Genomic DNA, 25862 nt, shown 5'->3' on the forward strand with positions numbered 1-25862 from the left:
AAAGTTTAGGAGTGATTGAACATGCAGTTCGGAATCTTCAGCGTCGGCGACGTCACGACAGACCCGACAACCGGGTACACGCCCAGCGACACTGAGCGCACCAAGGCCATGATCGCGATCGCCGAGCACGCCGACCAGGCCGGACTCGACGTCTTCGCCGCCGGTGAACACCACAACCCGCCCTTCGTCACGTCGTCGCCCACGACCATGCTCGGCTACCTCGCCGGCACCACCAAGAACATCGTGCTCTCCACGGCCACCACGCTGATCACCACGAACGACCCCGTGAAGATCGCGGAAGACTACGCGATGCTCCAGGTCATCAGCGACGGCCGCATGGACCTCATGATGGGCCGCGGCAACACCGGACCGGTCTACCCCTGGTTCGGCAAGGACATTCGCAAGGGCCTCGAGCTCGCCACAGAGAACTACGCTCTGCTGCGCCGCCTCTGGGAGGAGGAGGTCGTGGACTGGGCCGGAAACTTCCGCACCCCTCTGCAGGGCTTCACCGCGACCCCGCGCCCCCTCGATGGTGTTGCGCCGTTCGTCTGGCACGGATCCATCCGCAGCCCCCAGATCGCAGAGCAGGCCGCGTACTACGGCGACGGCTTCTTCCACAACAACATCTTCTGGCCGATTCAGCACACCGAGCAGATGGTGAAGCTCTACCGCAGCCGTTACGAAAGCTACGGACACGGCCGCGCCGACCAGGCGATCGTCGGGCTCGGCGGGCAGTTCTTCGCCCGCAAGAACTCGCAGTCCGCGAAGGATGAGTTCCGCCCGTACTTCAACAACGCGCCTGTCTATGGACACGGCCCCTCGATGGAGGACTTCACCGCACAGACCCCGCTCACCGTGGGATCTCCGCAGGAGGTCATCGACCGGTACGCCGCCATGCGCGACCACGTGGGCGACTACCAGCGCCAGCTGTTCCTGATCGACCACGCTGGTCTGCCCCTGAAGACGGTGCTCGAGCAGATCGACATCCTCGCCGAGGAGATCGTTCCTGCGCTCCGCAAGGAGAACGAGTCGAAGCGCCCCGAGGGCGTTCCGAGCAACCCGCCCAGCCACACCGAGCGCGTCGCCGCGGCTCGCGCGAAGGGCGCCGTCGCATCCACTCACGTGGCCGGCGAAGACGAGTGGACCGGCCTCACGGCCGAGGCTGGAACCAAGCCCCTCGCCAAGGCGGGCGCGGCCTTCGGCCTGTAGCAACGTTCGCTCCCTGAGCCTGTCGAAGGGCCCCTTCGATAACCACCTCGACGGGCTTGGCACAGGCTTCAGGGAGCGGGTCGCCGTCTTGGTCACCCGGTGAGCTGCGCGATTCGGCCACTCCGGGAGACGGGCAGTACGGCAGCGATGACTGCCGTGCTGAGAGCCACCAACGCGGCACAGAGCAGGGCTTCGCGGATTCCGAGGCTGTCGGCCAGCAACCCGGCAGCCCCGGCGCCCAATGGCTGCCCGCCCCAGGCGATCATGCGGGCCGTGGTGTTCACTCGGCCTTGAAGCCCCGGGGGTGTGATGCTCTGGCGCACGATGATTCCGTTGAGGGAGACGACCGTCGTTCCCAGCTGCCAGAGGGTGAGAGCCGCTAGTCCGGCTAGGAACGAGGGGGCGAACGCCCATCCGGAGATGGCGGCGGCCGACAGCAGGAGCGCACCGACCGTAATGACGCCGAGGCCGGAGCGCTTCTGTAGCGGGCCGATAAGCCAGGATGCGGCGAGTGCCCCTATGGCTGCGCCGCCGAAAAGGACTCCGATCGCCGACGAGTCGGCATCGAGTCCGAGCGAGCGCACAGCCGCAACGACAACAAGGCCCGAGACGGCGCCGCCGGCGAGGCTGTTGCCGATGCCCAGAAAGGTGAGATCTCGAATGACGGGCATGGAACGGATGTAGCGGAGCCCTTCGGCTATGTCCTGCCTGATTGTGGCTGTGCTCGGCCCCTTTGTGCTTCGTTCCGAAGCGGGTGTGCCGATGCTGGCGAGAAGAAGGGCGCCGATCAGGTAGGAGAGCGCGTCGATGAGCAGTGCGAGCGCACCTCCGCCGGTCGCCACGAGCACGCCGCCGACGGGCGGCCCCGCGATGCCGATGAGGGTGCTGATCGTCATCATTCGGGCGGTCGCCGCGGCGATGGCATCACGACCGACGATGGCGGGGATCATGCCGAAGCTCGCGGCGTCGAAGAAGACGAACGCCACCGAAGTCGACGTGGCGACGATGATGAGGTGTGCCGGCGTCAGGGCGCCGAAGGCTGCAGCCAGCGGAATGCTTGCGGCGGCGATGGCGCTCGCGATGCTCGAGAGAACGAGGGTGGACCTGGTGTTCCATCGATCAACGAGCGCTCCTACGGGCAGACCGAGCACGAGATACGGCACCGCTTCCATGGCGGCAAGCAATCCGGTGAGTGCCGCGCTGCCCGTGAGCTGGTAGAGCATGATCGGCAGCGCTACCGCTGTGAGCGCGTTACCGGTCCAGGAGATGCCTCGGGACCACAGGTATCGGCCGAGCATCAGTGCGGCATCGGTGTCGGTCGGAACACCGGCTGAATCGGGCGCCGCCCGCCGAGGAAAGGCAGCGAGTGCGGTGCATTCGAGAGGCGGCCGGGCACGATCATCCGCACGACGTGCAATCCGTGCGGGCGGATGTCGTCGGTCGTGACGTCGACGGTGACGACTCGATCACCGAGCTCGGCGAACCGCTCGAGCAGGATCTCGAGGTTCGGACCGGGCGCAACCTCGGCGAGCGAAGTGCTGCCGGTGATACTGCGGTCGAGCTCCTCAAGAAACCTGGACTGTATGAGCGGGTCGAGATGCAGCTGCAGATGACACCCGTAGTCGAGCACGTCGGAGAGATCTGCGGCGTAGGAGTGCGAATATCGGCGATCGGCGCGGTGAGCAGCGAGCGGGCTCTGCGGATGGGCCGCGACCTGCGCGTACGGGCCCTCTTCAGCGTCGAGGTCGCCGACGAAGAGCTGCAGTTGCAGTGCCTCGCCTAGTGCCTTCAGTGCGCAGGCCTCCGGATCTTCCCCTGTCCCGATTCCCAGCGTGAGGTAGCCCGTGCTGCGATCGTGGGTGAGAGCTCCGATCACGGGAACGCCCGTATCCGTGGGAAAGAGCAGCCACCGGGTGTCGAGCAGAGCTCGTGGACCCGCAGCGAAGGCGTTCAACCACGAAGGCACCGTGAGCGCAATGAATCCGCCGCCGCCCGTCCAGGCGCGAGTCATCGAGTCACGCTCGACGATCTCCCGGAGGCCGCCGAAGCGGGCGTCGTCGAGCGATCGTTCTGTCGCGAGGCCCGCCTGAATCACTGGATGCAGGATCGGCCGCGCCTGCAGGCTGTACGAGACCCAGACCGATGCGGCGGGAACTAAGACGTCGTCGCCGGTTGCCGCGTCGGTGCCGACCGCCCAGTCGGTGACCGTGTCTGAGGTGAAGGGCGACAGAGCCGGCAGAGCCAGATCCTGGGGGGAGATGTGATCACGCGAGCCGAGGCTGTGTGACGACGCCCGCACCAACGGCCCCGTGACGACGTTGCCGCAGTAACGTTCGACGGCCTCGCCTACGGCTGCTCCGTTCATGGCGGCCGCGTCGCCGAATGAGTACCCCGCTCCGCTGGAATCCGACTTCCATGGCGAGAAGGCGGAGCTGTCGGAGATGACGGCGTGCAGCAGAGCGAATGGTTCGGGGAAGTGGGCGGGAATGAGGCGAGGTTCGAGAGCGCGGATCACTCCGCTTCGTGCTCCGATGAGCGGCGCGAGCAGGGGAGGTTGGGTGTAGCTCATAGGTGGTCTTCTCAGGCGAGGGGAAGTGGAAAGGGGTACAGGTCTCGAGTCGACGCCGGCTGACGGTTCCAGCCGAGCGTCCGCGGAACATCGACGTAGCGATCCGAGCCGCGTAGGGGAAAGGCCGGCGGGCCGTTGCCGATCAGGCCGGCGGCGATGACGCGAACGACGGTTAGTCCGCAAGCCCGAATATCGTCGGTGGTCACGTCGATCGAGACGACTCGGATGCCACGGGCCACCAGTTCGGCGATCCGGTCGCCGGCAATGGGATTAAGTGCGGTGAGCGGCTGTCGCTCGGTGGGTCTCAGGCGCGGCAGAACGGCGGTCGCCATACGTTGATCGAGGTACAGCTGCGCGATCGACGGCAGATCGGCGAGGGTGCGGAAATCATCTGGGATGTCGTCGCTATAGCGGCGGTCGGCTCGGTGGGGCAAGAACACGTGCGCGTCGATGGTGTCGGTATTGACCGCCCGCCAGACGTCTGACTGAGGGTCGAGCAGTTGCCGGGTTACCCGGCGTAGGCCGAGGGCTTCCATGAAGGCTTTCCGTGCCGCAGCAACCGGATCGGTTCGGCACGCCGATCCGAAGGCGAGGAGTCCATCGCGTGTCGGATCACCGTCTTCGATGACAGCGGCGATGACGTGGCCCGGCAGGTCCGTTGGAATCTGCAGCAACCGGATGTCGAGGTCGTTGGCGCCCATCATTCCGGCGACTGCACTCTCGTCGTCCAGCTCGACCGTCGATGAGCCCGATGCCCACCAGATCGTGGTCGCGTCGCGTTCGATCAGCTCGTCAAGCGCGCCAGCCTCAGCATGCTCCCGGTCTGTTCCCGCAGCGATGCCTGAGTACATCAGAGAGTGCGTGGGGCGTTCGTCGGGGCGACGCGCGGCTGCCCCGTCGAGATAGACGAGTGAGGCCGGCGCCCAGACCGGTTCATTGGTGGACAGATCGCGGCCGAGCACCCAGCTGACGGGCAGATCGCGGGTGAAATGAGTGAACGGAAACCCCGCGAGTTCATATTGCCACGTCGCGTAAAGCGCGAGAGTCGTGGGGTCGAGAGCGTCGTCGCCGCGCGCGGCCAGGTCGTTCCAGCTGAGGAATGGGAGCCCGGCCGGTACCGCGTTGCCGCAATAGCGTTCCGCTGCCTCTCCGAGCGCCGCGCCACGAGCCGCCTCGAGATTTCCGAAAGAGGCGCCGAATCCGAACCCGTCTGCGCGCCAGGGGGCGAAGCGTTCCGTGTGTGCCACGGTGGCGCCGTGTGATCGCCAGAACCGAGGGTCGCCGGCGCTGGATGGTTGCGCCTCGGATGCCGTGATGATGCCGGTGCGAGGGTCGATGAGTCGGTCGAGGTCGATCACGAGGGCCGTTCTTCGTCGGGGATCGTGGGCAGGGTCAGCTGCACATCGTGGAGCGTCTGCACGATGAGGTGGGGAAGCTCATCGGCTGCGAGTCGGTAACGGTCGCCGCCGGTATTGCGTGCGAGACGGGGCAGGTCGTTCGCGGTGATCTCTAGGATCAGCTGTTCCCCGGTGCGGAGGCCGATCGACAACGGCCCGAGCGCGACCTCACGATGTGCGAGGTGCTCACCAGAGGTCGTCTCTGCGACCGCGATCTCGACGACGGATCCGCCTGTCCCGACAACGAGCAGTCGAGCGATCCAGTCGGCGACCGCCGAGTCTGCCGTGCCCGCGATGTGCAGCTGTGCCCAGCCTTCCAATCGGGTCGCAACGGTCGGCACAGTGAATCGCACGGCGTCGGAGCGCTCGAGAAGCGATCGTCGCTCGACCGCTTCCGCTCGACTAGGGAAGGGATTCCCGGGGTCGCTGCGTAGGATGCCCGAGCCGAGCCGGTGTTGCTCCGGAGTGCTGTGGGGCGGCCACTTCTCTCCTCGTCGCCAGCTCTCGGTGCCGATGACGAAGGTATCGCTCCGGCGCAGGGGCAGTCGACCGGCGAGCGCATCCGACAGCCAATCGAGCAGTTCGCTCGCCCAATCCACGCGGGAACGTGGTCCATGGTCGAGTGCGCCGACGCGCGTCGTCTCGGAGAAGACGAGATCGTGCATCCATGGACCGATGAGGAGCCTTTTCGGGGTGTCTGCATCGCCGGTCAGCTTCCAGTGCTCCAAGGTCTCGCTGACGAGCAGGTCGTGCCATCCGCCGACGTGCAGGCTCGGTGCCCGCACCGCTGCAAGCTCGCTGGCCGTGATCTCCTCACCTGCGACGGCATCCGGACCCGCCTCGACTACGGCAGACCAGCCCGGCAGGCACACTCCGAGCCTGTCGCCGATGTCGAGCACAGGCAGGTGATCGAGGAGTGTGGGGTTCTCGCCGAAGATGAGGGCGGCCAAGCCGTCGCGGCTGGTGCGGGAATCTGCCCGCTCGGCCCACCAGGCAGCGTGCTCGCCGAGGCGCAGGATGCCGGAGGGGGAGAACTTGGTTCGCGCGAGTGACATGGATGGCCCCAGACTCACGATCGCGGCGATCGCAGCGGGGCGCTCGACGGCCATCGCCCACGCCGTGTAGCCGGAGTAGGAGCCGCCGATCACCACGACCCGGCCGTCGCTCCACGGTTGCTCGACGACCCAGTCGAGCAATTGTGCGCCGTCGGCGCGCTCGTTCAGGTACGGCTCCCAGATTCCGTCGGAGTCGTACCGCCCACGCACGTCTCCGACGACGAACGCGTAGCCCCGCCGGGTCCAGCCGCGGCCCTCCTGGAGATGTTTGGACCGACCGTAGGGGGTTCGAAGAACGACGGTCGGGACCTTGTCTGTCGACGCGGGGCGATGGAGGTCGTAGGTGAGCGCGATGCCATCGGGGGCGATCAGACGTTGATTCGCCTGGATCACAGCGCCGTCACATGTGGCAGGGGAAGAACCGGGTGCCGATGGATCGTGCCGTCGGCTCGCAGCTCCACCTCGGTGGTTCGGTGGGGCACGGGTTCTCCTGCCGACCAGGCAAAGAGATCTGACGCGATGAGCGCTGCAGCCATGGCGGCTGTGCCTGGCGAGGCCGGCAGAGGCTCGGGCGGTATCGTGTCGAGGTGAGCCCAAAGGGCATCGAGCTCTGCCAACAGAGGAGATGCAGCTCGTCGTCGTCCGCGGTAGTCGTCATAACTCGCCGCGCCGGGGCCGGCCGAGAAGGGCCCTATGTAGAGCGCCGTCCCGTCGCTGTAGCAGCGGTGCAGGGGAACCCCCTGCGCGGCCAGTTGAACCCAATGCGCGTCGCGGTACCAAGGATCGATCGAGACGATCGCATCGACGGTCTCGTTTGAGGACGCCTCACGGATCAGGCCCACCTGTGCGGAGAGGATGGACCTCAGCGACGAGGCGACTGGTCCATCGCCCACGATTCTCAGCCGTCGCTGCGCCACCGCATTCGTTTGGGGGAGTGCGAATGCGCCGCGGTCGACGAGTATCTGTTCGAGCGCAGCGGCATCCGGCCCCAGCGTCGCGGTGTCGGCGCCGGCGGCGAGCGCCCGGGCGAGTTCTGCGAGTCGCTCGTCGGCCATGACGAGGCGCTGGAAGCGCTCCCCCGGCTCGGCGAGGCGCCACTCGCCGGGGGCGACGGCGTACAGGTGGAAACCGGGGGCGAAGGCACGCATAGAACTCGGATGATCTCTCTTTAGAGGGGGATGGTGCGGTGGCCGCCTCGCCTGGGCGAGGCGACCACCGGGTTCTCACTTCGCGTCGAAGGCGAAGGGGTTGTGCACGAGTGCGTTCGTGCCAGGGCCCTGCGGTGCGCTCAGCACACCAGCCGGAGCGATCGACTCGAAGGCGAACGGGTTGTGGACCAACGCGTTCGTTCCGGGCCCCTGGGGTGCACTGAGCACACCAGCGGGAGCGATCGTTTCGAGGGTGATGTTCTGCATGACATCGTCCTTTCTATATTGAGAACCATTCTCAATAGGGCCACGCTAACGGGATGTCATGACCGCTCGCAAGTGGACGCCGAATTGTTTCAGTCGATTGTTAATGAGTATTGTTCTCATTAAGCAAGCCGAACTCCGACTCTCGAAAGGCGGCCCCATGAATGAGCGATCCGCTCCTTTTACGAGCGTCACGCGCTATCGTGGGCTGGTTCTGGCGCTTGTTCTTGTCACGTTCGTCTGCGCGGTCGCCTCGGTAGCGATCGGCTCCGTCGGGGTGCCGATACCCGACGTGATCAGGGTTGTGGCCGCGCACCTCGGCTTTGGAACAGCAGACGGCGCCTCGGCAGACCAGATCGTCTGGTCTGTGCGCGTGCCGCGCACAATCCTCGCCATCGTCGCCGGCGGTGGGCTTGCTCTGACCGGAGCCGTTATTCAGGCGGTCGTGCGCAACCCACTCGGAGATCCATCGCTGATCGGGGTCACCCCCGGTGCATCGCTCGGCGCGGTCGCCGTGATCGTGCTCGGCGGAGGCTCAGTCGGCACGGGATCGCTCGCCGGCGCGGCGTTCGTCGGCGCATTGGCCACGTTCGGGGTCGTCTTTCTCCTGGGGCACAGCGACGGCCGGTGGCCGCCGACCCGTCTCATCTTGGCCGGCGTTGCCATCGGCTATCTCGTCTCCTCGATGACCTATTTTCTGCAGACGATCGCCACGCCTAACCAGGTTCAAAGGGTGCTCTTCTGGAGCCTGGGCAGCGTCGGGGGTGCCGACTGGGGGAGCCTTGTCATTCCCACACTCGTCGTCGTGGCAGGAGCGGTCGTTGTGCTCGGCTCGGGGCCCGCTCTCAACGCCTTGGTCGGAGGCGACGACCTCGCCGCATCCCTCGGTATCGACGTACCCCGGCTTCAAGTGATGCTCCTTCTCGTCGTTGCGGCCATGACGGGCTCCATCGTGGCCGTTGCCGGTGGTATCGCATTCGTCGGGCTCGTCGTGCCGCACGTGGCCCGATTGCTCGTGGGCGCCGACCATCGCCGGATGCTGGTCGCGTCGCTTCTGCTCGGAGCCGTCTTCATGATGATGGCCGATCTCGTGGCACGCACGGTCCGTGCCCCGGCAGAACTGCCGATCGGAGTCGTCACGGCCGCGGTCGGGGCGCCGTTCTTCCTCTGGCTTCTTACCGGCCGGAGATCGTTCCGGCGGCGCAGGCGAGTACCCGCCTCCACGGTTGCGGCGGTCACCGCACCATGATGCAGGTCGAGGTCGCCAACGTCAGTGCCGAGGTGCAGGGAACCGCCCTGTTACGTGACGTCTCTCTTGTCGCCCCGACCGGTTCCACGGTCGCGCTACTCGGCCCGAACGGCTCGGGAAAGTCGACCCTGCTGCGAACCGTCTATCGCGCCCGCCGCCCGAGCTCGGGCACCATCACTGTTGGAGGCGACGATGTCTGGGGTATGAGCGCTCGAGCGGCCGCGCATCGCACGGCCGTGGTGCTGCAGGATGACCAGCGGGAGTTCGAGTTCACGGCACGCGAGACGGTGGAGCTGGGGCGTGTACCTCACCGCGGGGTCGGCCGCCGATTCGCGCCCACCGACTCGGATGCAGTCGAGCGCGCGATCGCACAATCCGGTATCGAGCGCTATGTGCATCGCCCGCTCGGCAGCCTATCGGGAGGCGAACGGCAGCGTGTGGCCCTGGCGCGGGCCCTCGCTCAGGACACACCTGTGCTGATTCTCGACGAGCCCACGAATCATCTCGATGTTCTGGCCCAGGTCGAGCTGCTCGAACTCGTCTCCGTTCTGCCCTCCACGACACTGGTGGCCTTGCACGACCTCGGGTTGGCCGCGGCTTATTGCGATCATGTGGTCGTTCTGAACCATGGACGCGTCGTCGCCGCGGGCGCCCCGGAGCTTGTCGTAACAGCGGAGCTCATCGCCGATGTCTACGGAGTCGAGGCCGAGATCGGTGTGAACCCGATCACCGAAAGAATCGCCGTGCACCTCGGCCCGCCGCTCTCGCGATCTCACCGCGCCCCTCACACAAATACGTCCGCACCCTGAAAGGAACCTCCCCGTCCCATGACTCACCCACCAACACGCACCCTGCTCGGCACCTCTCTGCTCATTGCGACCCTGTTCGCAGCCTCGGGTTGTGCGAGCAGCACGAGCGCAACTACTCCCGCGGCATCCGAAACCTCCGGCTACCCTGTGACCGTCAGCAGCTGTGGTGTCTCGCACACGTATACGTCGGCACCGCAGCGAGTGCTGCTCGGAGCGCCCGGGATCGTTGACACCCTCGACGCTTTGGGCGTGGCCGACAGCGCAATGGGCTACGCACTCTCTGACCTCGACGAGGGTGAGGCAGCCGCGCACCCCGCACTCACGAATAACACGAGCGATTGGACTCCGGCGAAGGAGTACCTTCTTGGGGCCGACCCAGATCTGTTCATCGCCAATGACGAGCAGCAGTTCACCGGCGACGGTGCTGCCTCGCTGGCCGACCTGGAAACGGTAGGCGCCGGCCTCTATGTCTTGGGGGACTACTGCGCAGACTCCACAGCGAAGCCCAGCATCGATGCGGTCTACAACGATATCGACTCACTCGGCACCATTTATAACGTGCCTGATAAGGCCAAGACCCTGAACGATCAGCTCCGGTCGCGAGTCGACGCGGCGGCTGCGCTGAACCACGGCGGACCGGTCACTGCGGCATCTGTGAGCATCGTCGATGGCACCGTCTATGCGCTTACCGGCGCCGGATACGAAGCTGTGCTCGACTCTCTCGGCATCACGAACGCCTTCGCCGGCGTCGGAGCGAACTACACCCAGATCAGCAGGGAAGACGTCATCACAGCCGACCCCGACATCATCTTCGTGACATACTCCGGACCCGACGATAAGGCGACGGCGATTGCCAACGCGACCTCGCTCTTTGCCGGGTCGAAGGCCGTCACAGACGGCAAAGTCTTCGGACAAGACGAGAACGCCTATCAGGCGGGCGGCATTCGCATTGTCGATGTCGTAGAGCAGAGCGCGAAAGATGCGTTCGGCAGCGAATAGAGCGCCGAGAATCGACCGGCGTCTGGACAACCCCTTCGACAGGCTCAGGGAACGGTCGGTTCAGGGGATCAGCGCGGGGTCTGCCGCCGGAACCAGTCGCACGACGACCGCCTTCGACACCGGGGTGTTGCTCTCGTCGGTCACCGAGTCGAGCGGCACCAGCACATTGGCCTCGGGGTAGTACGCCGCCGCGCATCCTCTGGCGCTCGGATACGACACCACCCGGTACGAGCGCAGAACTCGCTCGATTCCGTCGTTCCACTCGCTGAACACGTCGACGTACTGACCGTCTTCGAGGCCGAGTTCGTCGAGGTCGAGCGGGTTCACGAACACCACACTGCGGCCCTTCTTGATGCCGCGATAGCGATCGTTGAGGCTGTAGATCGTGGTGTTGTACTGGTCGTGGGCCCGCAGCGTCTGCAAGAGCAGCGTTCCCTCGGGGCGCACGACCGGCTCGAGATGGTTCACCGTGATCATGGCCCGGCCGGTGAGCGTGTTGAACGTGCGGCTGTCGCGTGGCCCGTTCGGCAGCACGAAGCCGTCGATGTTGCGGATGCGCTCGTTGAAGTTCTCGAAGCCGGGAACGACGTTGGCGATGTGGTCGCGGATCAGATCGTAGTTCGCCTCGAAGCCCGCCCAATCGATGGGCGAGTCCTCTCCGAGAACGGCACGCGCAAGCCGACTCACGATGGCGATCTCCGACAAGACGTGGTTCGAGATCGGATCGACCTTGCCATTCGACGCGTGCACCGCACAGACGGTGTCTTCGACGCTCACGAACTGCAGGCCGGATGCCTGCCGGTCGAGTTCCGTACGCCCCTTGGTGGGAAGGATGAGCGCCTCCTCGCCGATCACCGCGTGCGAGCGGTTGAGCTTGGTCGAGACCTGCACGGTGAGCCGTGTGCCGCGCATGGCAGCCTCTGCCACCTGGCTGTCTGAGATGGCAGCCACGAGGTTGCCGCCCATCGCGAACCACACCTTGATGTCGCCGCGGGCCATCGCCTTCATCGAATTGACCGCGTCGAGGCCGTGCTTCCGCGGCGGGTCGAAGCCGAACTCCGCCTGCAGCGCATCCATGAACGCATCCGGCATCTGCTCCCAGATGCCCATAGTGCGGTCGCCCTGCACGTTGCTGTGACCCCGGATGGGCGACGCTCCCGCGCCCGACTTGCCCATGTTGCCGCGAAGCAGCAGCAGGTTCACGATCTCTTTGATCGTGCTCACGGCCTTCTTCTGCTGGGTGATGCCCATGGCCCAGGTGATGATCACTCGGTCGGCGGCGATGTAGCGCTCGGCCAGCTCGTCGATCTCGGAGGCCGTGAGACCGGTCGCCTCGAGAACCTCGGCCTCGTCTAGACGATCGATGTGCGCCATGAACTCTTCGAGGCCCGAGCAGTGCTCGGCTAGGAATTCGTGGTCCAGAACCGTTCCCGGGGCCTTGCGTTCGGCATCCAATACCCGCTTCGAGAGGGCCTGCATCAGTGCCATGTCGCCGCCGAGCCGAATGTGCACGAACTGGTCGGCGATCTTCGTGCCGTGCCCGACGATGCCGCGCGGGCGCTGCGGATTCTTGTAGCGCATGAGTCCGGCCTCGGGCAGCGGGTTGATGGCCACGATCTTGGCGCCCTTGCGCTTAGCGTCTTCGAGGGCGGTGAGCATGCGCGGATGGTTGGTGCCGGGGTTCTGGCCCATCACGATGATCAGGTCGGTGTCTTCGAAGTCGTCGTAGGCGATCGTCGACTTGCCCACGCCGAGGGTCTCGCCCATGGCGGTTCCCGTGGACTCGTGGCACATGTTGGAGCAGTCGGGCAGGTTGTTGGTGCCGAACGCGCGCACGAAGAGCTGATAGGCGAAGGCCGTCTCATTGGCGGTGCGACCGCTCGTGTAGAACGCCGCCTCGTCGGGCGAGTCCAGCTCATTCAGACGCTCCGCGATGATCGCGAACGCCTTCTCCCAACTCACCGGCTCGTAGTGGTTCTTTCCCGCGGGCTTGTAGACGGGCTCGACCAGGCGCCCCTGCATTCCGAGCCAGTGCTCGCTGCGGGTGAGCAGGTCGTCGATCGAATGCTGCCCCCAGAAGCTGCGCGGAACCGCGATCGGAGTCGCCTCCCAGGTGACCGCCTTCGCGCCGTTCTCGCAGAACTCGGCGGCCTTGCGCCGGTCGGGGTCTGGCCAGGCGCAACTCGGGCAGTCGTAGCCGTCTTTCTGGTTGAGGCCGAGCATGAGCTTCGCCGTGCGGGCGACGCCCATGCCCTCGATGGCCGGAACCATCGAGTGCGCGATGGCAGGTACGCCGACGGCCCACGTCTCGTGCTCGCCGACCTCGAGCTGGCTGTCGTCTTCGCGGGGCGGGATGGTGGTCATGCGACACCGATGCTTTCACTGGGGACATTTTCGATGGGTGGAAGATCCGACTCGAGCACGCGCTCGGCGCCGGAGTAGATGACCATGGAGTCGCCGCGCAGGAAGCCGACGAGGGTGATGCCGAGCTCGCTCGCGAGTTCCGCGGCGAGCGACGACGGCGCCGACACCGCTGCGAGCATCGGGATGCCGGCCATGGAGGCCTTCTGCATCAGCTCGAAGCTCGCTCGACCGGAGACCATGAGCACGGTTCCGCGCAGCGGCAGCAGGTTTTCGCGCGTCGCCCAGCCGATCACCTTGTCGACCGCGTTGTGTCGGCCCACGTCTTCGCGCAGCACGAGCAGCTCGCCCGTGCTGCCGTCGAACAGCGCCGCCGCGTGCAGCCCGCCGGTCTTGTCGAACACGTCTTGCTGCTCGCGAAGCCGATCCGGGAATGTCGTGAGGAGGGCGGCCTCGATGCGGAGGGCATCCGATTCGCTCGTGTAGGCCGAGATCGTGCGCACGGCGTCGATCGAGGCCTTGCCGCAGAGCCCGCACGAACTCGTGGTGAAGAAGTTGCGTTGGAGGCTCGGGTCCGGCGGGGCGACCCCCGGCGCGAGCGTCACGTCGAGGACGTTGTAGGTGTTGAGGCCCTCGTCTGTGGCGCCCGCGCAGTAGCGTGCGGCGGCGAAGTGCTCTCCGCTCGAGATCACTCCCTCGGAGACGAGAAAGCCTGCCGCGAGGTCGATGTCGTTGCCCGGAGTGCGCATGGTGATCGCGAGTGACTGGCCGCCCACCCTGATCTCGAGTGGCTCCTCGGCGGCGAGCACGTCTTCACGCACCCTCTTGCTTCCGCCGGCGGTGAGGCGGGTGACACGGCGACGTACGGTGATTCTGCCCATACAGCAGGCTTATCATCGATTTCGCGCTGCCGACAGGGCTGGCCGGGGCCTGGCAGAGGATCGCCGGGTCGATGCTCGGTCGTAGGCTGGCTGCATGCTGCTCGACGCGATCGTGCTCGCGGGCGGAAAGTCCTCCCGCCTCTCCGGCGTGCCCAAGGCGACGCTGACGTGGCATGGCTCGACGCTGCTGCAGAACACGGTCGACGCCGTTCTCGACGCCGGGGCGCGGCGGGTCGTCGTCATCGGCCCAGATTCAGCCGGGCCGGATGCGCGGGGTCCGGATGCGCGTGGCCGGGATGGGCGGGTGCTGTTCGCACGCGAGGATCCGCCGTTCGGAGGCCCGGCCTCGGCCGTTGCCGCGGGCGTGCGTGCGCTCGAGGGCCAGGAGCATCCGGCCGGCGACCTTACGCCGGGCGATCATGTGCTCGTGCTCGCCTGCGACATGCCCCGGGTCGCTTCTGCCGTGTCGCAGCTCGTCGCCGCGGCGCCCCTGCTCAGCGACGACGGCGCGGTCATGCTCGACGCGTCGGGTATGCGGCAGCTGCTCGCGGCGGTCTATGGCCGCTCGGCGTTGGCCGACGCCGTCGACGGCCTGCGCGCATCCGGAACCCTCGACGGTGCGTCGATGCGGGCGCTGATCTCGTCGCTCGACCTGGTCGAGCTGCCCGACGGCAGCGGGTCGACGCACGACGTCGACACCTGGGACGACGCCGCCGGCTTCGGCATTGAACGGCCACCTCTGCACGAGCCCGCCTCAGATACGGGCCCCACACCTCACGAGAAGGAGTCGATCATGAGTGACGACACGACCGCGAAGCCCGAGAGATCCGCCGAGGAGAAGGCCGAGATGCTCGACGTGCTCGAGCGCTGGACCGCGTCGCTGGCCGCAGAGCTCGACCTCGATGGACTCGATGTCGACATCGACAGGGTGTTGGCGCTCGCGGGGGTCGCCGCGCATGCCGTACTGCGCCCGGCTGCTCCTCTCACGACCTATCTGGTGGGGTATGCGGCGGGCCGAGCGGCGGCGCTCGGCGAGGCGAACGACGCCGAGGCCACCGATCGAGCGTTCGACGCGGCGTCGCAGCTCGCGCGGCGTCACACCGCATGAGTGCAGCGTCAGATAGGCCGCGGTTGTCGTGGGCGCACGCCCGCGAGGCAGCGTACGCCGCTGCCGGCGAGCTGCCCCCGACGCGAGTGGGGCTCTCCGCAGCGGTCGGGCGGGTGCTGGTGGAGCCGGTGGTCGCCCTCTGCGACGTGCCGCACTATGCGTCGTCGGCCATGGATGGCTGGGCCGTTCGCGGGCCGGGTCCCTGGGTGCTGCTGGCGGCCGGGCGCGACGCCTCAGCTCTCGACGAGAGCGAGGCGCGAGCGATCGTGACGGGCGGGCTCATTCCCGAGGGCGCCGACGCCGTGCTACGCAGCGAGGTGGGCGAGGTCGTCTCCGACGGTTCGGATGCCACAGCGCGCGGTCTGCTTCGCTCGAGCGTCGCTCCCTGGACCGGCCAGCACATCCGGCCGCGAGGCGAGGAGTTCGGTCGGGGCGAGGTGACCATCGACGCGGGAGTGCACCTGAACCCCGCGCACATCGCGGTCGCTGCTGCCTGCGGCGTCGACGAGGTCGAGGTGCGGGCTCGGGCGCGGGTTGCGCTCGTGCTCACCGGAGACGAGGTGGTGACCCATGGCATCCCAGCCCCGGGCGCCGTGCGCGACAGTTTCGGCCCGCAGCTGCCGGCGTTCGTCGAGCTTCTCGGCGCAGAGGTCGTGGGGCAGACGCGCATCGGCGACGACCACGGCGCGCTCGTGCGCGCGCTGTCGACCGAGCCATCGGCACACGACGTGATCATCACCACCGGGGGAACGGGTGACTCCTCTGCCGATCATCTGCGCGGCGCGCTCGACCGACTCGGTGCGCGCGTGCTGATCGATGGTGTCGCCATGCGGCCCGGTGGGCCGAGTCTGCTCGCGCGCCTCGACGACGGGCGGCTGCTGATCGGGCTTCCGGGCAACCCGCTCGCCGCCATGATGGGCCTACTCACCCTGGCCGCGCCGGCGCTGTCCGCGCTCGCGGGCGCCGCGCTGCCCGAGCTGTCGCGCGTGAGCCTCGGCGCACCTGTTGCTGCGGGGCGCGGCGAGACCCGGCTCATTCCCTTCCGCCTGGTCGACGGCAGTGCCGAGCCGAGCACCTTCACGGGGTCGGCGATGCTGCGTGGCCTGGCCGACGCATCCGGGGTGCTGGTCTGCGGAAGCGGCGGCGCCGAAGTCGGCGATGAGCTGGAGCTCGTGCCGCTTCCGTGGCGGTGATCAGAACGGCCTGAGCGGTCAGGCGTCGCGTCGACTGCCATCCGTTCCACGCAGTCGGGCGACCGCGGTCATCGCGTGGTAGATCACGATGGCGGCGACCGTGCCGAGGGCGATGCCGTTGAAGGAGACGGATCCGAGATTCATCGTGAAGTCTGCGATGCCGATGATCAGTGCGGTGGCCGCCGTGAACTGGTTGACGGGCTTCGAGAAGTCCACCTTGTTGTCGAGCCAGATCTTCACGCCGATGATACCGATGAGGCCGTAGAGCGCGGTGGTCACGCCACCGAGCACACCGGCGGGGATCGTGTTGATGATGGCGCCGACCTTGGGTGAGAGTCCCAGCAGGATGGCGACGGCTCCGGCGATCCAGTACGCCGCGGTGGAGTAGATGCGGGTCGCGGCCATCACACCGATGTTCTCGCCGTAGGTGGTGGTTCCCGATCCGCCGCCGAAGCCGGCGAGCACCGTGGCGAGGCCGTCGGCCAGCAGGGCGCGGCCGGTGAGCTTGTTGACCTCGGGAGACTCGGTCATCTGCGCGACGCCGCGGATGTGACCCACGTTCTCGGCGACGAGCACGAGCACGACCGGAAGGAAGGCGGGGAGCACACCCCAGAGGGCCGAGTCGGCGAAGGGGTTGCCGGGCAGCGAGAACTGGGGGAGTCCGACCCAGGCGGCGTCGGCGACCTTCGAGAAGTCGACCTCGCCCGCGATGACCGCGGCGATGTAGCCCACGACGACACCGATGAAGATCGAAAGCCGGGCGAGCATGCCCTTGAACAGCACGGTCGAGAAGATGACCGCGGCCAGGGTGATGAGAGCAGTGAGCGGCGCGATCTGGAAGTTGTTCTTCGCCGCGGGGGCCAGATTGAAGCCGATCAGCGCGACGATGGCGCCGGATACGACGGGCGGCATGAGGGCATTGATCCAGCCGATGCCGGTGATCAGAACGACCACGCCGACGAGGGCGAGGAGGGCGCCGACCGCGAGAATGCCGAAGAGGGCGCCACCCATACCCGTGCTGGCGACGGCAGCGGTGATCGGCGCGATGAAGGCGAACGAGGAGCCGAGGTAGCTGGGGAGCCGATTCTTGGTGATGAGCAGGAACAGAAGGGTGCCGATACCGGAGAAGAGCAGAGTCGTCGCGGGCGGGAATCCGGTGAGTACCGGCACGAGGAAGGTCGCACCGAACATGGCGACGACGTGCTGGCCGCCGAGACCGATCATGCGGGGCCAGGTGAGCCGCTCGCCGGGCTTGACCACGGCATCCGCTTTCACGTTCTTGCCGTCGCCGTGGAGTGTCCAGAGCTGTGTCATCTGCGTTCGTTCCCCTTGCCCGGCTGCACGCCGGTTGTTCCGCGCTCTGTAGTGAGCCTTTCCGAGAGTAGTGGTGCGCGACTGTTTCAGGAGGAGCGTGTCATCGCGTGGATAGTGGAGTCGGCGCCCTCTCCTCCTGAATTGGTCACGACGGCCATGGGAGGATGGGCGCATGACCGAGGCACAGGGGGTTACTCGTGGCTAATCCGATCGCCGCAGCCGTCGGAACGCGGCTCGAACGCTATAGGGAGATCGCCAGTGTGCTGAGTCGGCACGGCCTCAGCTTCATCATCGGGGCCACCGGGCTCGACCGCTTCGAGCCTGCCGCGCAGGAGCAGGCACGAGCGAGCAACCCCGAGAACCTGCGACGGGCACTCGAGGAACTCGGCCCGACGTTCGTGAAACTCGGTCAGGTGCTCTCGACACGCTCCGACATTCTCCCTCCCGCCTACCTCACCGAGCTCGCGAAGCTGCAGGACAGGGCACCGGTCGTGCCCGCCGCCGTGATCAAGCGCCTCATCGTCGAGGAGCTCGGCGACCAGCCCGACAAGGTGTTCGCCAGCTTTCAGCTCAAGCCTCTCGCCAGCGCGTCGATAGGCCAAGCGCACCTGGCGACGCTGCACGACGGAACCGAGGTCGTCGTCAAGGTGCAGCGCCCCGACATCGCCACCAATATCGCCATTGACCTCGAGATCCTGCACACGCTCGCCGTGCGTGCGTCTCGACAGTGGAAGCTCGCCGCCGACTACAACATCACCGGAATCACCGACGAGTTCGCTCGAACGCTGCGCGAAGAGCTCGACTACACGCACGAGGGTCGCAACGCCGAGACGTTCGCAGCCAACTTCGCTGGCGACGACACCATTCAGATTCCTCGCGTCTTCTGGGACACGAGCACCACCCGCGTACTGACGCTCGAACGCATCACCGGCATCAAGGTCGACGATCTCGCGGCACTCGACGAGGCCGGCATCGACCGCGCGGCCGTCATCACCAACGCCGTGGATGCCATCGCGCAGATGGTCTTCGTCGACGGTGTGTTCCACGCCGACCCGCACCCGGGCAATCTCTTCGTCGAGGCGAACGCGCGGATCGGGCTGATCGACTTCGGCATGGTCGGCCAGATCGACGAGACGCTACGCGGTCAGCTCGCCGACCTGTTTATGGCGCTCAGCAGGCACGACCCCGACCGCATGGCCTCGGCGCTCACGGCACTGTCGAGCTCGAAGACGTCGATCGATCAGGAGTCGTTGCGGGCAGACCTCGTGGGATTCATCGACATCTACCGCGGCAAGGGTCTCGGCGAGGTCGACATGGGCGCGCTCATCAACAAGCTTCTGGCCGTTCTGCGGAACAACCGGCTGCAACTGCAGCCGTCGATCGTGATGCTGCTGCGCATGCTGCTGATGGTCGAGGGCATGGGCGTGCTGCTCGATCCGGCCTTCAGCCTGGGGGATGCGCTCCGACCGTATGCGACCAAACTCGCGCTGTCGAAGTTCTCGCCCGCGGCGATCGCGAAGCGTCTGGCTGCGGCGGGTCTCGAGGCGGCGGAGCTCGGCATCGAGCTGCCCGACAAGATCCGCAAGGTCTTCGATGTGATCGACCGCAACGGCATAGAGGTTCATCTGCGTGCCACCGAGCTCGACCCGCTGGTAGCGCGCGTCGAGAAAGTGGGCAACCGCGTGGTGGCCGGGGTGATCGCGGCCGCGTTCATCCGGGGTATCGGTGAACTGGCCGTCGGTGACAGCAAGCGGTTCGGTCACTGGAGCGGCCCTCTGATGGGCATCGGTCTGGGTGCGAGCGGCGCCCTGAGCGCCTACATCGCTCTGACGTCGAGGCGCAGACGCCGTCAGAACTGAGTTGTGACACGGTGTAGGGGGCGCTCTGTTCACTAGGGTGTGCACAGAGCCATTGTTTGCGACGTCGGGGGAGAGCGCATGGCGAGCTATCTGATCTGCAGCACTCCGGTGCGCCACCACGTGACGCCCATGATTCAGATCGGTGCGTATCTGGTGTCTAGGGGCAACCGTGTGATCATGATCACCGGCTCCCGCTTCGCAGACACAATCAAGCGCGCCGGTATGGAGTTCGTCGCTTTCGAGGGTCGTGCCGACATCGACGACCGTGACATACCCAGCTACCTTCCTTATCGGCATCGCTACCGAGGCCTCGCCCGAACTCAGTACGACATCCAGAACATCTTCGTCAAGACGATCCCCGCGCAATTCCGCTCGGTGCGCGACGTGATGCAGCGTGAGTGGATCGACGCCGTGCTCGTCGACGGGGCGTTCGGCGGAATCTCGCCGGTGCTCCTCTCGAAAGCACCGAGGCCACCGATCCTGGCGATCGGCGTGATCACGTTCACTCAGTTGAGTCGCGACGCCGCTCCGTCCGGGTTCGCCATGGCGCCGTCATCCACCCCGCTGGGTCGAGTGCGCAACCGTGCGCTCAACATCCTGGCGCGTTCCGTGCTCTTTCGCCGCACTCAGCGCGCGGCGCAGGAGGCGCTGATCGAGGTCGGCGCACGAAAGACGTCGATGTTCGTCATGGACATCTCGGGCGCCTTCGATCGCCTTCTGCAGCTCGGCCCGGTGACTCTGGAGTACCCGAGAAGCGACCTCTCGCCGAACGTGCGTTTCATCGGCGCACTGCCCACCGAGAATGCCGCCGCTCTGCCGCCGTGGTGGAGCGAGCTCGACGGTTCTCGCGCCGTCGTCTATGTCAGCCAGGGAACGACCGACAACAGGAACTTCGACCGACTCATCACTCCCACGCTCGCCGCCCTCGCGAGTGACGACGTGCTCGTCGTGGTCTCGACGGGTGGCCGCTCCGTCGAGAGCCTGGGCGATGTTCCCTCGAACGCGCGAGTAGCCGATGCACTGCCCTACGACAGGCTTCTGCCGCTCGTCGACGTCGTCGTCACCAACGGCGACTACAGCGAGGTTCTGGCCGCCCTTGCCGCCGGAGTGCCCCTCGTGGTCGCGGGTGGAACCGAAGACAAGCCCGAGGTCGCGGCACGAGTGCAATGGTCCGGCGCCGGCATCGACCTGCGCACCGGCGCCCCGACCGCGGATGCTGTGGCTTCGGCCGTGCGACGCGTGTTGGGCGACGAGCGCTACCGGGCGCGGGCGCGACGGTTCGCCGACGAACTCGCCCAACTCGACACGCTGCACATCATCGAAGACGAGCTGGCCGAGGCCATCATGATGCGGTCAGGCCGCTGAGTTCGCCGCATCCACCGCCGACGCGGAACCCGCGGGTGCGCTCGGTCTGAACTCCACTCCGTTGTTCAGCACGAAGACGAGCACGAGCCCCACCGCGACCAGGCAGAGCAAGCCGACCGTCGGCTTGCGAAAGCGGAGGAACTCGTTGACGATGCGAACCTTCCCCTTGAACGGGTAGAACAGGGGCGCAAAGATTCCGGATGCGGCAACGCCGATGAGCGTGTCGCTCACCATCTCGATGGCGTGGCTGCGTGTGGTGAACGTGAACGTGAGTGCGTAGACGAACACCAGCACGGCCGTGCCGGCCGCCCAGGATCCTATGCCGAGCGAACGCATCGAGCTGACCGACCCGTCGGCATAGGCCGTCACCCGGGTAGCGAACAGGCGCGCGAGCAGGACGGTTCCGGCAACGCCGACCGCGAACCCGGCCCAGTAGAGCGAGCTCGGGGCGCCGAACCAGTAGAGCAGAGTGGCCGCATCGCCGGCGCCGGTCAGCGGAGCCAGGATCAGCGAGCTGAAGACGAGCTGCACGCTGATGAAGCCGAGCCAGGTGACGAACAGCCGGATGATGCCGACTCCCCAGATGCGCGCGGCGAAGATGAGCGCGAGGCCGGTCACGAGGCTGGTGATCGCGGCGACGGTAGAGGTGAGAATCAGCGTGCGCGTCTCGGTGATGTCGAATTCGAGGTAGCTCGGGTAGAGAGTCGCCGACGACTGCAGCGCGACCGCGGTCACGAATCTGGCGAGCTCGTGCACGGAGATCGCGACGATGCCCGCGAGCACGAAGGCGACCGCACCGTTGAACCAGAGCGTGCTCGAGGGCGCAGGCGCGTCAGTGCCGAACGCTCTCGATGCGCTCACAGTTTCTCCTCGAAGTCGTCGCCCGGTGAGTCGTCTGCACCGTTCGGACCGGGGCCGGCCGACCAGGCCGAGGCGAACGACTCGGCCGCATCCGTCGCCCGTTCGAGAACGGTCGTCAGCAGTTCTCGCATCGAGACCGCGCCGAGAAACGAGAGCTGGTCGAGCTCGCCGACGGGCGCGATTCCGGCCAGCTGCCAGCAGGCCTCGAGCGGGTCGCTCGAGAGTTCGACGACGGATGCCCATCGCTGCTCGGTGAACTCGCTCGCCACCGCGAGGGCCCGGCGCACGGCCTGCTCCGTCTCGTCGCTCAGAGACCGCAGCGATTCGTCCCATTCGAGCGGCTCGAGAAAGCGGATCTCGGCCCGCGGATACGGATCGTCGTCGAGCCAGCCGGTCACCTCGAACCGCGAGCCTCCCTCGGCGTTCACCGCCACGAATCCCTCGCCGCCCGCCATCTCGCTGATCAGCGCGAGGGTTCCGAGCTGAAAGCGATGCTCGCCGCCGCCCACCTCTTGGCCGCGCTCGATCAGAACGACGCCGAACTGCGGCTGCTCGGCCTCGAGCATGTGGGCGAGCATCACGAGGTAGCGCTCCTCGAAGAGACGCAGCGACACCGGCATATACGGAAAGAGCACCGTGCCGAGAGGGAACATGGGGATCTCGGGCATGACTCAAGACAAGCACGGCCCGCCTGGGATGCCAATGGGATTGCGGCGGGCCGGTGGGTGCGGTTCAGCTCGTCAGTGCCCGGGGCGCAGGTCGATGCGGCGCAGCAGCTGCGCGTTGAGCGCAACCACGATCGTCGAGAGCGACATGAGCAGGGCCCCCACCTCCATCGGCAGAACGAAACCTATCGGCGCGAGCACTCCGGCTGCGAGCGGCACTGACAGCAGGTTGTAGCCGGCCGCCCACCACAGGTTCTGTGTCATCTTGCGGTAGCCGGCCTTCGACAGCTCGATCACCGACATCACCGAGCGCGGGTCGTCACCGGCCAGGATGACGCCGGCCGCGGCGACGGCCACGTCGGTTCCCGCGCCGATCGCGATTCCCACATCGGCCTGGGCAAGGGCGGGAGCGTCGTTCACGCCGTCGCCGACCATGGCGACCTTGCGCCCCTCCTCCTGCAGCTCGCGCACGGTCTGCGACTTGTCTTCGGGGCGCACGCCCGCGTAGACCCGCTCGATTCCGAGCTCTGCGGCCACCGAGTGAGCGACCGCCTCGGCGTCGCCCGTGATCATCACGACCTGGATGCCGCGTGCCGCGAGTTCCTCCACGGCCTGCCTCGACTCGGGGCGCACGGCGTCGGCCAGTGCGAGCGCACCGATCGGAACGCCGTCGGCGAGCACGTGCAGCACGATCGCGCCGTCTGCCGACCAGCCGCGCGTCGCATCCAACGCCGTGGCTGCGGCGCGCTCGAGCAGCCGCGGCCCGCCCACGCTGATGACCCGGCCGTCGACGGTGGCCTCGACGCCCACGGCCGTGGACGCCTGGAAGTGCGCGGCGCGGGGAACGATCAGACCGCGCTCGCGCGCCGCGGCAACGATGGCCCGGGCGACCGGATGCTCGGAGTCGGCTTCCGCGGAAGCGGCGAGCGCCAGCAGGCGGTCGTCGTCGAGCGAGTCGCTCGAGTGCACATGGGTCACGACGGGAGAACCCATGGTCAGCGTTCCGGTCTTGTCGAAGAGCACGGTGTCGACGGTGCGCATGCTCTCGAGGGCGAGGCGGTCTTTGATCAGCACGCCGGCCTTCGCTGCGCGCTCCGTCGCGATCGACACGACGAGGGGGATGGCCAGCCCGAGCGCGTGCGGGCAGGCGATCACCAGCACGGTGATGGTGCGGATGATCGCATCGTTCGGACTGCCCACGAGCGACCAGACGACTGCGGTGATCACGGCGGCCCCGAGGGCGAACCAGAACAGCCAGGCCGCCGCGCGGTCGGCGATGCGCTGGGCGCGGCTCGAGGAGTTCTGGGCATCGGTCACGAGGTTCTGAATGCCGGCGAGCGCGGTGTCGTCACCCGTCGCCGTGACCCGGATGCGCAGGGCCGAGTCGGTCGCGACCGTTCCGGCCACGACGGCGTCGTCGATGCCGCGGGAGACGGGAACGGACTCGCCGGTGATCATCGACTCGTCGACGTCGGCGGTGCCCTCGACGACCACGCCATCGGCGGGCAGGCGTGCCCCGGGGCGCACGATCACGAGGTCGCCGCGCCGCAGCTCGGCGGGGCTGACGGTCTCGACGGAACCGTCGGCATCCAGTCGCTCTGCCTCGTCGGGCAGAAGGGCGGCCAGGCTGTCGAGAGCGCTCGACGCCTGTGCCAGGGAGCGCATCTCGATCCAGTGCCCGAGCAGCATGATGACGATCAGCAGCGCGAGCTCCCACCAGAAGTCGAGTTGGTGGTCGAGCAGGCCGAGCGTGGAGCTCCAGCTCGAGACGAAGGCCACGCTGATGGCGAGCGCGATGAGCAGCATCATTCCCGGCTGGCGCGCTTTGATCTCGGCGACGCCGCCGGTGAGGAAGGGGGCGCCACCCCAGACGAACATGACCGTTCCGAGCACGGGGGAGATCGCGGTGAAGAACAGGGAGTCGGGCAACTCGTAGCCGAGAAGCGATGCGAACATCGGCGAGAACGCGACGACCGGCAGGGCGAGCACGAGCATGATCCAGAACAGGCGGCGGAAGTGCGCGGCGTGACCGCCGTGGCCTCCGTGCGCGGAATGGTCGTGGCCCGAGTGGCCGGCGTGGCCCGCGTGTGCCTCATGCCCGTCATGGCCCGAGTGATCGTGTTCCTCGTGACCCGAATCGCCGGGGTTCGAGCGCTTCATGGCCTCGTGATGCGCGTGCTCGGAGTGGTCGTGCGTGTGCTGGGCGTGCGGGTTGCTCATGCTTCGACCATATACCCCCAGGGGGTACCTATCAACCGCAGGTTCTGTCGGCAAAGAAGGCATGGTCGCATAGATGTCGCCGTTTTTCAGTCCCCTGCGACGAATATGGCCGGAGGGCGGATACTGATGGGATGAGCCCCAAAGATGACGACAATGCCGACGTCTGGACCGACTTCACGCACTCGGTGAACCTCACCCCGAAATCGCTCGAGAAGTGGCTCTCGACAGACGAGTCGCGAAGCGTAGGGCAGAAGGCCGGAGGTGAGGCGATCGGGCATCGCAGCGGTCGACACATCCTCTCGATCCTCGAGAAGAAGAAGTCCGAACTGACCGACGCCGACTACGAGCACATGCGCACCGTGCTGGGGTACATCAAGAGGCACTCCGCGCAGCGACCGAGTGGCGACCTCAGTGACACGCCGTGGAGGTACTCACTGATGAACTGGGGTCACGACCCCCTGAAGAAGTAGGAAAGTGCGATGACGTTCTCGAAGGGCGACACGGTTCGCTGGAACACCCCGCAGGGCGAGACCCGCGGCACGGTCGTCGAGAAGAAGACGAAGGACTTCACCTTCGATGGGCAGAAGTTCACGGCGTCGAGTGACGAGCCGGCCTACGTGGTCGAGAGCGAGAAGTCGGGCAAGCAGGCGGCGCACAAGGAGTCGGCGCTCACGAAGGCGTGACAACTCGTCCCTGCTCGAGGCGCACCACCGCATCGGCCTCGGACAGCACCGCCGTCTCGTGCGAGGCGTGCACCACCGTCGCCCCGCGATCGGCTTCGGCCCGCAATGCGGTGACGATGAGCTCGAGTGCCTCGGCATCCACCCCGGCTGTCGCCTCGTCGAGCAGCAGCACGTTCGCGCGCCTGGCCAGACCCTGAGCGACGAACGCGCGCTGTCTCTGCCCGCCCGAGAGCGAGCCGAGCGGTCGATCCGCCAGGTGCAGGATGCCCATGGCCTGCAGGCAGGATCGCACCGTCGCGCGGTCGTCGGCTGAGAGCCGGCGCCACATTCCGCGGTCGGCCCAGCGCCCCATGCTCACCACGTCTCCGACGGTGAGAGGGAGGGCGTCTCCGGCCGCGCTGCGCTGAACGACCAGGGCGGGAAGTTCGTGGGGATTCGCCCGTCGCACCTGCCCGGACTGCGGGGAGATCGTGCCGGCCAGCACCCCCAGCAGGGTCGATTTTCCCGACCCGTTTCCTCCGCTGATGGCGGTGACGGTGCCCGAGCTGAATGCCGCCGACACTCCCGACAGTGCCGATGCGCCGTCGTACGAAACATGGATTTCGCGCGCTGCGAGGGAAGAGATGTCGAGGATGGCCGTCATGATTCCAGCC

The 25862-nt window shown here is 66.9% G+C and carries 23 protein-coding genes; 10 read left to right on the forward strand and 13 right to left on the reverse strand.

What is annotated here, in order from left to right; all coding sequences use genetic code 11:
* The first annotated feature begins 21 nt into the window (after nt 1-21).
* Nucleotides 22-1209 carry an LLM class flavin-dependent oxidoreductase gene (locus CCK87_RS10750; RefSeq protein ID WP_086461441.1) on the forward strand — a complete coding sequence of 396 codons (1188 nt, stop codon included), beginning with the start codon at nt 22-24 and terminating at the stop codon, nt 1207-1209.
* A gap of 92 nt (nt 1210-1301) precedes the next feature.
* Here the strand turns inward: CCK87_RS10750 and CCK87_RS10755 are convergent, their stop codons facing one another.
* The 6 genes from CCK87_RS10755 to CCK87_RS10780 form a co-directional block, all read right to left on the reverse strand.
* A complete protein-coding gene (locus CCK87_RS10755) occupies nt 1302-2507 on the reverse strand; it encodes an MFS transporter (protein WP_086461442.1) in 1206 nt (401 codons plus the stop codon).
* Complete coding sequence (locus CCK87_RS10760; RefSeq protein ID WP_086461443.1) at nt 2507-3778, reverse strand: YcaO-like family protein; 1272 nt, start codon at nt 3776-3778, stop codon at nt 2507-2509. The genes CCK87_RS10755 and CCK87_RS10760 overlap by 1 nt, the downstream gene beginning before the upstream one ends.
* Nucleotides 3779-3789: 11 nt before the next feature.
* The gene (locus tag CCK87_RS10765; RefSeq protein ID WP_086461444.1) at nt 3790-5136 is read right to left on the reverse strand and encodes a YcaO-like family protein; all 1347 of its coding nucleotides are present in this window, start codon (nt 5134-5136) and stop codon (nt 3790-3792) included.
* Nucleotides 5133-6623, reverse strand: coding sequence for a CocE/NonD family hydrolase (locus CCK87_RS10770; RefSeq protein WP_170927248.1), 1491 nt, complete (start codon nt 6621-6623; stop codon nt 5133-5135). Before CCK87_RS10770 ends, CCK87_RS10765 begins: the two co-directional genes overlap by 4 nt.
* Nucleotides 6620-7378 carry a hypothetical protein gene (locus CCK87_RS18270; protein WP_170927249.1) on the reverse strand — a complete coding sequence of 253 codons (759 nt, stop codon included), beginning with the start codon at nt 7376-7378 and terminating at the stop codon, nt 6620-6622. Before CCK87_RS18270 ends, CCK87_RS10770 begins: the two co-directional genes overlap by 4 nt.
* A gap of 75 nt (nt 7379-7453) precedes the next feature.
* A complete protein-coding gene (locus CCK87_RS10780) occupies nt 7454-7645 on the reverse strand; it encodes a streptamidine-related RiPP repeat protein (RefSeq protein WP_086461447.1) in 192 nt (63 codons plus the stop codon).
* 157 nt (nt 7646-7802) lie between these two features.
* Between CCK87_RS10780 and CCK87_RS10785 the strand changes: the two genes are divergently transcribed.
* From CCK87_RS10785 to CCK87_RS10795, 3 genes are read left to right on the forward strand one after another with little or no spacing between them, the layout of a single operon-like run.
* Nucleotides 7803-8891, forward strand: coding sequence for an iron ABC transporter permease (locus tag CCK87_RS10785; protein ID WP_086461448.1), 1089 nt, complete (start codon nt 7803-7805; stop codon nt 8889-8891).
* On the forward strand, nt 8888-9700 hold the full coding sequence (locus CCK87_RS10790) for an ABC transporter ATP-binding protein (protein WP_249273849.1): 813 nt from the start codon (nt 8888-8890) through the stop codon (nt 9698-9700). Before CCK87_RS10785 ends, CCK87_RS10790 begins: the two co-directional genes overlap by 4 nt.
* Before the next feature lie 18 nt (nt 9701-9718).
* Nucleotides 9719-10699 carry an ABC transporter substrate-binding protein gene (locus tag CCK87_RS10795; RefSeq protein WP_086461449.1) on the forward strand — a complete coding sequence of 327 codons (981 nt, stop codon included), beginning with the start codon at nt 9719-9721 and terminating at the stop codon, nt 10697-10699.
* A 60-nt stretch (nt 10700-10759) separates the two neighbouring features.
* On the opposite strand, the gene CCK87_RS10800 is transcribed toward CCK87_RS10795, so the two are convergent.
* Both CCK87_RS10800 and fdhD read right to left on the reverse strand, forming a co-directional pair.
* Entirely contained in the window at nt 10760-13063 is a 2304-nt protein-coding gene (locus tag CCK87_RS10800) for an FdhF/YdeP family oxidoreductase (protein WP_086461450.1), read from the reverse strand.
* Complete coding sequence (gene fdhD, locus CCK87_RS10805; protein ID WP_086461451.1) at nt 13060-13941, reverse strand: formate dehydrogenase accessory sulfurtransferase FdhD; 882 nt, start codon at nt 13939-13941, stop codon at nt 13060-13062. Before fdhD ends, CCK87_RS10800 begins: the two co-directional genes overlap by 4 nt.
* Nucleotides 13942-14035: 94 nt before the next feature.
* On the opposite strand from fdhD, the gene CCK87_RS18585 reads away from it, so the two are divergent.
* Both CCK87_RS18585 and CCK87_RS10815 read left to right on the forward strand, forming a co-directional pair.
* On the forward strand, nt 14036-15049 hold the full coding sequence (locus CCK87_RS18585; RefSeq protein WP_086461452.1) for an NTP transferase domain-containing protein: 1014 nt from the start codon (nt 14036-14038) through the stop codon (nt 15047-15049).
* A complete protein-coding gene (locus CCK87_RS10815) occupies nt 15046-16242 on the forward strand; it encodes a molybdopterin molybdotransferase MoeA (RefSeq protein ID WP_086461453.1) in 1197 nt (398 codons plus the stop codon). Before CCK87_RS18585 ends, CCK87_RS10815 begins: the two co-directional genes overlap by 4 nt.
* 18 nt (nt 16243-16260) lie before the next feature.
* Here the strand turns inward: CCK87_RS10815 and CCK87_RS10820 are convergent, their stop codons facing one another.
* Nucleotides 16261-17556 carry a solute carrier family 23 protein gene (locus CCK87_RS10820; protein ID WP_086461454.1) on the reverse strand — a complete coding sequence of 432 codons (1296 nt, stop codon included), beginning with the start codon at nt 17554-17556 and terminating at the stop codon, nt 16261-16263.
* Nucleotides 17557-17753: 197 nt separating this feature from the next.
* On the opposite strand from CCK87_RS10820, the gene CCK87_RS10825 reads away from it, so the two are divergent.
* Nucleotides 17754-19415 (forward strand): AarF/ABC1/UbiB kinase family protein, encoded by a 1662-nt coding sequence (locus tag CCK87_RS10825; RefSeq protein ID WP_249273850.1) that lies wholly within the window; start codon nt 17754-17756, stop codon nt 19413-19415.
* A gap of 78 nt (nt 19416-19493) precedes the next feature.
* Nucleotides 19494-20780, forward strand: coding sequence for a nucleotide disphospho-sugar-binding domain-containing protein (locus CCK87_RS10830; RefSeq protein WP_086461455.1), 1287 nt, complete (start codon nt 19494-19496; stop codon nt 20778-20780).
* Here CCK87_RS10830 and CCK87_RS10835 read toward each other — a convergent pair.
* The 3 genes from CCK87_RS10835 to CCK87_RS10845 form a co-directional block, all read right to left on the reverse strand.
* On the reverse strand, nt 20769-21641 hold the full coding sequence (locus tag CCK87_RS10835) for a hypothetical protein (RefSeq protein ID WP_086461456.1): 873 nt from the start codon (nt 21639-21641) through the stop codon (nt 20769-20771). The two genes, CCK87_RS10830 and CCK87_RS10835, sit on opposite strands and share 12 nt — an antisense overlap.
* Nucleotides 21638-22309, reverse strand: coding sequence for an LON peptidase substrate-binding domain-containing protein (locus CCK87_RS10840; RefSeq protein WP_249273851.1), 672 nt, complete (start codon nt 22307-22309; stop codon nt 21638-21640). Before CCK87_RS10840 ends, CCK87_RS10835 begins: the two co-directional genes overlap by 4 nt.
* 72 nt (nt 22310-22381) lie before the next feature.
* Nucleotides 22382-24526, reverse strand: a complete 2145-nt coding sequence (locus tag CCK87_RS10845; protein ID WP_086461457.1) for a heavy metal translocating P-type ATPase — start codon at nt 24524-24526, stop codon at nt 22382-22384.
* 131 nt (nt 24527-24657) lie between these two features.
* Between CCK87_RS10845 and CCK87_RS10850 the strand changes: the two genes are divergently transcribed.
* The gene (locus CCK87_RS10850; RefSeq protein ID WP_086461458.1) at nt 24658-24996 is read left to right on the forward strand and encodes a DUF3140 domain-containing protein; all 339 of its coding nucleotides are present in this window, start codon (nt 24658-24660) and stop codon (nt 24994-24996) included.
* A gap of 9 nt (nt 24997-25005) precedes the next feature.
* Nucleotides 25006-25209, forward strand: coding sequence for a DUF2945 domain-containing protein (locus CCK87_RS10855; RefSeq protein WP_086461459.1), 204 nt, complete (start codon nt 25006-25008; stop codon nt 25207-25209).
* On the opposite strand, the gene aztA is transcribed toward CCK87_RS10855, so the two are convergent.
* Nucleotides 25196-25852, reverse strand: coding sequence for a zinc ABC transporter ATP-binding protein AztA (gene aztA, locus CCK87_RS10860; RefSeq protein ID WP_086461460.1), 657 nt, complete (start codon nt 25850-25852; stop codon nt 25196-25198). The two genes, CCK87_RS10855 and aztA, sit on opposite strands and share 14 nt — an antisense overlap.
* Between the last annotated feature and the right edge of the window lie 10 nt (nt 25853-25862).

It is taken from the genome of Agreia sp. VKM Ac-1783, assembly GCF_900177765.1.
GTDB lineage: Bacteria > Actinomycetota > Actinomycetes > Actinomycetales > Microbacteriaceae > Agreia.

Coding starts and splice junctions, on each gene's coding strand:
- CCK87_RS10785 (WP_086461448.1), top strand. CDS start 7,803: ATGAATGAGCGATCCGCTCCTTTTACGAGCGTCACGCGCTATCGTGGG.
- CCK87_RS10855 (WP_086461459.1), top strand. CDS start 25,006: ATGACGTTCTCGAAGGGCGACACGGTTCGCTGGAACACCCCGCAGGGC.
- CCK87_RS10850 (WP_086461458.1), top strand. CDS start 24,658: ATGAGCCCCAAAGATGACGACAATGCCGACGTCTGGACCGACTTCACG.
- CCK87_RS18270 (WP_170927249.1), bottom strand. CDS start 7,378: ATGCGTGCCTTCGCCCCCGGTTTCCACCTGTACGCCGTCGCCCCCGGC.
- aztA (WP_086461460.1), bottom strand. CDS start 25,852: ATGACGGCCATCCTCGACATCTCTTCCCTCGCAGCGCGCGAAATCCAT.
- CCK87_RS10800 (WP_086461450.1), bottom strand. CDS start 13,063: ATGACCACCATCCCGCCCCGCGAAGACGACAGCCAGCTCGAGGTCGGC.
- CCK87_RS10830 (WP_086461455.1), top strand. CDS start 19,494: ATGGCGAGCTATCTGATCTGCAGCACTCCGGTGCGCCACCACGTGACG.
- CCK87_RS10780 (WP_086461447.1), bottom strand. CDS start 7,645: ATGCAGAACATCACCCTCGAAACGATCGCTCCCGCTGGTGTGCTCAGT.
- CCK87_RS10845 (WP_086461457.1), bottom strand. CDS start 24,526: ATGAGCAACCCGCACGCCCAGCACACGCACGACCACTCCGAGCACGCG.
- CCK87_RS10790 (WP_249273849.1), top strand. CDS start 8,888: ATGATGCAGGTCGAGGTCGCCAACGTCAGTGCCGAGGTGCAGGGAACC.
- CCK87_RS18585 (WP_086461452.1), top strand. CDS start 14,036: ATGCTGCTCGACGCGATCGTGCTCGCGGGCGGAAAGTCCTCCCGCCTC.
- CCK87_RS10760 (WP_086461443.1), bottom strand. CDS start 3,778: ATGAGCTACACCCAACCTCCCCTGCTCGCGCCGCTCATCGGAGCACGA.
- CCK87_RS10840 (WP_249273851.1), bottom strand. CDS start 22,309: ATGCCCGAGATCCCCATGTTCCCTCTCGGCACGGTGCTCTTTCCGTAT.
- CCK87_RS10795 (WP_086461449.1), top strand. CDS start 9,719: ATGACTCACCCACCAACACGCACCCTGCTCGGCACCTCTCTGCTCATT.
- CCK87_RS10815 (WP_086461453.1), top strand. CDS start 15,046: ATGAGTGCAGCGTCAGATAGGCCGCGGTTGTCGTGGGCGCACGCCCGC.
- CCK87_RS10750 (WP_086461441.1), top strand. CDS start 22: ATGCAGTTCGGAATCTTCAGCGTCGGCGACGTCACGACAGACCCGACA.
- CCK87_RS10820 (WP_086461454.1), bottom strand. CDS start 17,556: ATGACACAGCTCTGGACACTCCACGGCGACGGCAAGAACGTGAAAGCG.
- CCK87_RS10755 (WP_086461442.1), bottom strand. CDS start 2,507: ATGCTCGGCCGATACCTGTGGTCCCGAGGCATCTCCTGGACCGGTAAC.
- fdhD (WP_086461451.1), bottom strand. CDS start 13,941: ATGGGCAGAATCACCGTACGTCGCCGTGTCACCCGCCTCACCGCCGGC.